The following is a 7,575-nucleotide window of genomic DNA, read 5'->3' on the forward strand; positions in this document are numbered from 1 at the left end:
ATGGAGTTTATAATCAAACAGACATAAAAAAAGCGCTGACCATGCAGCGCTTTCATTTCGTCTCTTAAAGACTTTAAGAAACGAACTGGAGGAAAATCCAGTATAAACCACCAGATAAACAAATGGTGGCAGGAAGTGTAAAAATCCATGCCGAAAGAATTGTTTTTACAGTGGCAAAATTCAAACCTGACTTGTTGGCTACCATCGTACCTGCAACCGCACTGTTTAATACGTGAGTTGTAGAAACTGGCATACCAAAACCATCCGCCGCTGCAATGGTCGACATTGCCACAAGTTCAGCAGACATCCCTTGACCATACGTCATGTGATGCTTACCAATACGCTCACCGACAGTCACCACAATACGCTTCCAGCCCACCATTGTGCCTAGACCTAAAGCCAAAGCGACTGCAACTTTTACCCATGTTGGAATGTACTGTAAGAAACTATCCAACTTGCTACGATACTCTTTCACCACCTTTTGCTGAGCTTCAGGCATCGCAGGTAACTGGTCTGCTTTATCCAAACGTTTGAACGCTGTTGTGCTCAAATACATATCATTACGAATAGATGAAATTGCATCTTCAGGAATATTTTTCAAGTCGCCATATTGCGAAATACGGTCACCCAAATGATCGGTCAAACTTGCCAAAGCAGGCACCACTTCTGGAGTCATTTCTTTGGTTTGAATATAAGCAGTAATGGTTTGACGCGCTTGTTCATCTGGAATGTCTGCATGTGCAGGATACATAGCAACCGCAGCTTGAGATGACAATTGCTCAAATGACTGGATATGTGCTGAGTCTAAATTCTTATTCAGTGAATAAGCCAATGGCACCAAACCAATCAAAATTAACATGATTAAGCCCATGCCTTTTTGACCATCGTTTGAACCATGTGCAAAGCTTACCCCTGTACAGGTAAAAATTAGAATGGCACGAATAAGTGGTGGTGGCGGCTTATTGCCTTCAGGTGGTTGGAATAATTCGAGCTGACGCTTGAAGATTTTTTTCACCAATAAGAAAACAACAGCAGCAAATGCAAAACCGATTAAAGGAGAAAACAGTAATGCTTTACCCACTTTCATCACTTGGTCCATATCGACACCGCTGGCACCACTACCCGAGTGTAATAGGTAGTTCATAATCCCTACACCCAAAATAGAACCAATCAAAGTGTGCGAGCTCGATGCAGGAATACCCAAGAACCAAGTGCCTAAATTCCACAGAATTGCAGCAATCAGCATGGCAAAGACCATCGCAAAGCCTGCCCCTGAACTCACATTCATAATCAGTTCAACTGGCAATAAAGCAATAATGCCATAAGCAACCGCGCCGCTAGCGACCATAACCCCAAGGAAATTACAAAAACCAGCCCACATCACCGCAACAGGCGCAGACAGCGCATTGGTATAAATCACTGTTGCAACTGCATTGGCTGTGTCATGGAAACCATTCACAAACTCAAAGCCTAGTGCAATCAATAATGCCGTCGCTAAAAGAATAACAGAATACAAACTTAATGGTGGTACATGCGACAAGTCCGCAGATACCTGAAACCCAATATAAATGAGGGTCGCAATAATGACCGTAAAAAACACCGGCATAAAAAACTTCGGTGTTGGAACATGCACATTCGTCGACTTGTTCGATGCTGAATGCATACGATCTTGGACGGGAGGAGTTTTTGAATTCATGCAGACGGTTAAGAGGATAATAAAATCCCCTTATTGTTCAATTAAATTATGACAATTATATGACAAACAGGTGTCATATAAAGCCAAATTTTTAACAATTGACCTGTTTTAAATCACTCCGCACTGCGATGGGGAGGATTTTTAGCTGTAAATCTGTTTTTTTCAAATACTTATAACAAAAAAATATTTCATGCAAAAAAGTAGTTGATTTTCAGAATTGTAAAAAAATTTGTCACTCTCTGATGCGCTTTCACCTTGAAATCGAAATAGATTCATCATGCCTATGTAATATTGCATTTCAATGAAATCGCCAAATAACTCTTCTTTTTTGCATGAATACTACTAACTTGACAGTCAAAAAGCTGAATTAAAATAAAATTAAGTCTGAGTTCTGTTAAAATATGCTCCATTTCAAGACTTGCCGTGTATTGGGGTTATTTATGTCCACGCTTACCACCCTTAAAAAGCTTCTCGCTGAGCGTATATTGATCATTGATGGTGCGATGGGCACCATGATTCAACGCCATAAGCTTGAAGAAGAAGATTACCGTGGTGAGCGTTTTGCAGATTGGGCACATGACCTCAAAGGCAACAATGACTTATTGGTCTTAACGCAGCCGCAGATTATTCAAGGCATTCATGAAGCTTACCTTGATGCTGGTGCAGACATTATTGAAACCAACAGCTTTAACGGCACACGTGTTTCTATGTCGGACTACCACATGGAAGACCTTGTTCACGAAATTAACCGTGAAGCAGCGCGTTTAGCCAAAGCAGCCTGTGAAAAATATTCAACACCTGACAAACCTCGTTTTGTAGCGGGTGTACTCGGCCCAACATCGCGTACCTGTTCAATTTCACCCAATGTAAATGATCCTGCCTTTCGTAACATTACCTTTGATGCGCTAAAAGAAAACTATATTGAGGCCACTCATGCGCTGATTGAAGGTGGTGCAGATATCATTCTGATTGAAACCGTTTTTGATACATTAAACTGTAAAGCTGCAATTTTTGCGGTGAAAGAAGTCTTTAAGCAAATTGGTCATGAATTACCACTCATGATTTCAGGGACCATTACTGATGCATCGGGTCGTACCTTAACAGGTCAAACTGCCGAAGCGTTCTGGAACTCTGTACGTCATGGTGATTTACTTTCAATTGGTTTTAACTGTGCCCTTGGTGCAGATGCCATGCGCCCTCACGTTAAAACTGTGTCTGATGTTGCGGATACGTTCATTTCTGCCCATCCAAATGCTGGCTTACCAAACGCTTTTGGTGAATATGACGAAACACCAGAACAAACTGCTGCCTTCTTAAAAGAGTTTGCAGAAAGTGGTTTGATCAATATTACCGGTGGTTGCTGTGGTACAACACCAGATCATATTCGTGCTATTGCCAATGCTGTAAAAGACATTGCACCTCGTCAAATTCCAGAAACTAAGCCAGCTTGTCGTTTAAGTGGTTTAGAACCTTTTAACATTTATGACGACTCACTGTTTGTAAACGTGGGTGAACGTACGAATGTTACAGGTTCAAAAAAATTCTTACGTCTTATTCGTGAAGAAAACTTTTCTGAAGCTTTAGAAGTTGCACAGCAGCAAGTAGAAGCTGGCGCACAGATTATTGACATTAACATGGATGAAGGGATGCTCGATTCGCAAAATGCGATGGTACATTTCTTAAACCTTGTGGCATCTGAGCCAGATATTTCACGTGTGCCGATCATGATTGACTCATCGAAATGGGAAATCATTGAAGCAGGCTTAAAATGTGTACAAGGTAAACCTGTTGTTAACTCGATTTCCTTAAAAGAAGGTTATGACGAGTTTGTCGAAAAGGCTCGCCTCTGCCGTCAATATGGTGCCGCGATTATTGTGATGGCTTTTGATGAAACTGGTCAGGCCGACACTGCTGAACGTAAACGTGAAATCTGTAAACGTTCTTATGATGTTTTGGTTAATGATGTGGGCTTCCCTGCTGAAGATATTATTTTTGACCCGAACGTGTTTGCAGTTGCAACAGGGATTGAAGAACACAATAACTATGGCGTCGATTTTATTGAAGCCACAGGTTGGATTAAACAGAACTTACCTCACGCCATGATTTCTGGTGGCGTATCGAACGTTTCGTTCTCGTTCCGTGGAAATGAGCCTGTTCGTGAAGCCATTCACTCTGTGTTCTTGTACCATGCCATTAAACAAGGCATGACCATGGGGATTGTAAATGCCGGTCAGATGGCAATTTATGATGATATTCCTAAAGAACTCAAAGATGCGGTTGAAGATGTTGTTTTAAACCAGAACCAAGGTGAATCTGGTCAACTCGCTACTGAAAAATTACTTGAAGTGGCTGAAAAGTTCCGTGGTCATAGTGGTGCTCAACGCGAAGCTGAAAACCTTGAATGGCGTAACGAACCTGTAGAGAAACGTCTTGAATATGCTTTGGTTAAAGGTATTACCACATACATTGACGAAGATACCGAAGAAGCTCGCCTAAAAGCCAAACGTCCTTTAGATGTGATTGAAGGTGCTTTGATGGATGGTATGAACGTGGTCGGTGACTTGTTCGGTTCAGGCAAAATGTTCTTACCACAGGTTGTGAAATCTGCACGTGTCATGAAGCAAGCTGTGGCTTGGCTCAACCCGTATATTGAAGCTGAAAAAACAGGTAGCCAATCTAAAGGTAAAGTCCTAATGGCAACTGTTAAGGGTGACGTACACGATATTGGTAAAAATATTGTGGGTGTTGTACTCGGCTGTAATGGTTACGACATTGTTGACCTTGGTGTGATGGTACCTTGTGAGAAAATCTTGCAAACTGCGATTGATGAAAAATGTGACATCATCGGGTTGTCAGGTCTGATTACTCCGTCTTTAGATGAAATGGTGTTTGTTGCTAAAGAAATGCAACGTAAAGGCTTTGACATTCCTTTATTGATTGGTGGTGCTACGACATCGAAAGCGCATACAGCAGTAAAAATTGACCCTCAGTACCATAACGATGCGGTGATTTATGTTGCCGATGCCTCACGTGCTGTAGGTGTTGCAACTACCCTGCTTTCAAAAGAAATGCGTGGAAAATTCATTGAAGAACACCGTGCTGAATATGCCAAAATTCGTGAGCGCTTAGCTAACAAACAACCAAAAGCAGCAAAACTGACTTACGCAGAGTCTATTAAAAACGGCTTTAAAATTGATGAAAGCTATGTTCCTGCAAAACCAAATCTTTTGGGAACTCAGGTCTTAACCAATTACCCGCTTGAAACATTGGTTGAATATTTTGACTGGACACCATTCTTCATTTCTTGGAGCTTGGCTGGTAAGTTCCCGAAAATTTTACAAGATGAAGTGGTTGGTGAAGCTGCAACAGATTTGTATAACCAAGCTCAAGCGATGTTGAAAGATATTATCGACAACAACCTTTTTGATGCACGTGCTGTATTTGGTATGTTCCCTGCGCAGCGCACTGATGCCGATACCGTCAGCGTATTTGATGAAGCTGGTCAAAATGTTACGCATACATTTGAACATTTACGTCAGCAATCTGACAAAGTCACAGGTAAACCAAACTTGTCTTTAGCAGATTACATTCGTACTGACCGTGAGCAACAGGACTACTTAGGTGGATTCACTGTATCGATTTTTGGTGCAGAAGAATTGGCAAATGAGTACAAAGCTAAAGGTGATGACTACTCTGCAATTTTAGTACAGTCGTTGGCAGACCGTTTTGCTGAAGCTTTTGCCGAACACTTACATGAACGCATTCGTAAAGAGTTCTGGGGTTATAAAGCTGATGAACAGCTCAGCAATGAAGAACTGATTAAAGAGAAATATGTCGGTATTCGCCCTGCGCCGGGTTACCCAGCTTGTCCAGAGCACTCTGAAAAAGCGGTGTTGTTTGACTGGTTAGGTTCTACAGACAAAATCGGTACTAAACTGACTGAACACTTTGCAATGATGCCGCCATCTTCGGTGAGTGGTTTCTACTATTCACACCCTCAAAGTGAATACTTTAACGTAGGTAAAATCTCTCAAGACCAACTTGAAGATTATGCAAAACGAAAAGGTTGGACACTTGATGAAGCGAAGCGTTGGTTAGGGCCAAATTTAGATGATTCGATTGTTTAAATCCCCCTCGATCCCCCTTTAATAAAGGGGGAGGAAAATCAATTCGTATCAAATAAAAGAATCCCCTCAAATTGAGGGGGTTTCTGTTAACATGCCAATTTTCTGAACATATTCACGAATTCATTTTTTCACAAAACTTCGTAAAACTATAATAATACTTAAGCATAAGTGGGAATGCTGATAAAACATATACTTCATCTTTACCATCATGTATATCAAAAATTGTTTTTTGCGCAATATCGCCCTCATATAATTTATCTGTTTTATTCACCAAATAACTTGCTTTAATACAATGCATATTAATAATGCGTTGACAATCATCTTTAGTCATTTTCTGCCATGTTTTCCGATGATCAGATTCCTGATGAGATATTTGTTTAAACATTGGAACTTGAATGCGTTTAACATAAAAATTTAAGAAATTCATTAGATCGTCACAATGAGTAAAATATTTAAAAGCCTCAACCATTGGATAACTTATAAATAACTTTCCTTCTTCAGTTTCATTGTCAAAATGATCCAATAATTCTTTTATTTTCAGGTCTTCAGCCTGCGTAGCATGGCAATCAAAATCAAAGAAAAGAAAAATTGAAGATATATTATCCTGACTAATATTACTCAGAGAAGGATTCTTATCTTTAAGTAAAAGTAACAGATCTGCGCCTTCATCAATTACTTGTCTATATAACTGATAAACCTCTGCTTTAAAGGTAGCTAAGATTTTCTTATCTAAACCTAACTGATGTTTTTCTAACAATTCATAAATTTTATACTCGGTTGACTCTCCCTCAAAAACTAATAATATATGTTCAGGATTCTTATTTAGTTCCATTTTTAATTAAATGCCTTTGCTTTATATAGTTTTTCCAAATTGTGAACTGCACGAATTTCTCGATCTGTTAGATTTGGCAGAGATTGAATCTTTTGGTTATTAATTACAAAATAGCAATCAGGCCTTAATAACTCATTACTTAACAAACTTGTATTGTGTGTAGTCAATATAGTCTGTCCAGTAAAAGTTTTAAGTTCTTCTACTATTGCTTTCGATAGTTCAAAATGATAAAAAGCATCAAACTCATCAATAAATAATAAAGAAACAACTTTTTTATCTTCTTTAATTCGTAATAACCAATAATAAAAAAGCAATAAAGTTTGTGTCCCACTAGACATTATTTGATGTAATTCAGATTTATTTTTCCCAAATACACAATATATATCATCACTACTAGCCTCTAAATGATATTTAATACCTGCTTTTTCCAAAAATAGTTGTAATTCCATTACTTTATTTTTCTTAACAATGTATTCAAAAATATCTGAAACCCCACTATCATAGCCAATATATTCTCTAACATCTAATGATCTAAAAAATAACATTCCATCTACAAAATCTAAAAAATTAGAAAAAATCTTATTATATATTTTCCGTTTATCTAAATTTGCATTATTCCTTAAATATGCAATTAATGATATTTTATCATTGCTTAACTCTTTTGATAAATATTCAGCTCCTTCAAATGCTAGAATTTCAATTTTATTTTTATTTCTTAGAGCTAAAACAACGTCATTAATTACAACCTCCTCATAAGAATAAGTTTGAAAATCAGTCTTAATATATTTATATACTAATTCATATTTACCGAACTGGAATGTATATTGAAATTCTGCCGGTAAATTTTTTGTTTCAAGATGAGTATAATTTTTCTCATAAACACTTCTAGGGAACTCAAAATCAGTAACATTTTTAACAAT

The 7,575-nt window shown here is 38.3% G+C and carries 4 protein-coding genes; 1 reads left to right on the plus strand and 3 read right to left on the minus strand.

The window, feature by feature from the left end:
- Positions 1–73: 73 nt before the first annotated feature.
- Entirely contained in the window at positions 74–1,696 is a 1,623-nt protein-coding gene (locus tag DCO44_RS10985) for an inorganic phosphate transporter (RefSeq protein ID WP_116761848.1), read from the minus strand.
- 440 nt (positions 1,697–2,136) lie between these two features.
- Here DCO44_RS10985 and metH point away from each other — a divergent pair, with 440 nt between their 5' ends.
- Positions 2,137–5,823, plus strand: coding sequence for a methionine synthase (gene metH, locus DCO44_RS10990; RefSeq protein ID WP_116761850.1), 3,687 nt, complete (start codon positions 2,137–2,139; stop codon positions 5,821–5,823).
- A gap of 112 nt (positions 5,824–5,935) precedes the next feature.
- On the opposite strand, the gene DCO44_RS10995 is transcribed toward metH, so the two are convergent.
- Both DCO44_RS10995 and DCO44_RS11000 read right to left on the minus strand, forming a co-directional pair.
- A complete protein-coding gene (locus DCO44_RS10995) occupies positions 5,936–6,655 on the minus strand; it encodes a hypothetical protein (RefSeq protein WP_116761852.1) in 720 nt (239 codons plus the stop codon).
- Between the two features lie 2 nt (positions 6,656–6,657).
- Positions 6,658–7,575, minus strand: a 918-nt coding sequence (locus DCO44_RS11000) for an AAA family ATPase (protein ID WP_165815712.1), incomplete at its 5' end; no start/stop codon positions are given.

Source organism: Acinetobacter sp. AM (genome assembly GCF_003105055.1).
In the GTDB taxonomy this organism is placed as follows: domain Bacteria; phylum Pseudomonadota; class Gammaproteobacteria; order Pseudomonadales; family Moraxellaceae; genus Acinetobacter; species Acinetobacter tibetensis.

Bases quoted from the DNA above. Each gene is read 5' to 3' on its own strand.
- DCO44_RS10985 (WP_116761848.1), bottom strand. From the start codon at position 1,696: ATGAATTCAAAAACTCCTCCCGTCCAAGATCGTATGCATTCAGCATCG.
- metH (WP_116761850.1), top strand. From the start codon at position 2,137: ATGTCCACGCTTACCACCCTTAAAAAGCTTCTCGCTGAGCGTATATTG.
- DCO44_RS10995 (WP_116761852.1), bottom strand. From the start codon at position 6,655: ATGGAACTAAATAAGAATCCTGAACATATATTATTAGTTTTTGAGGGA.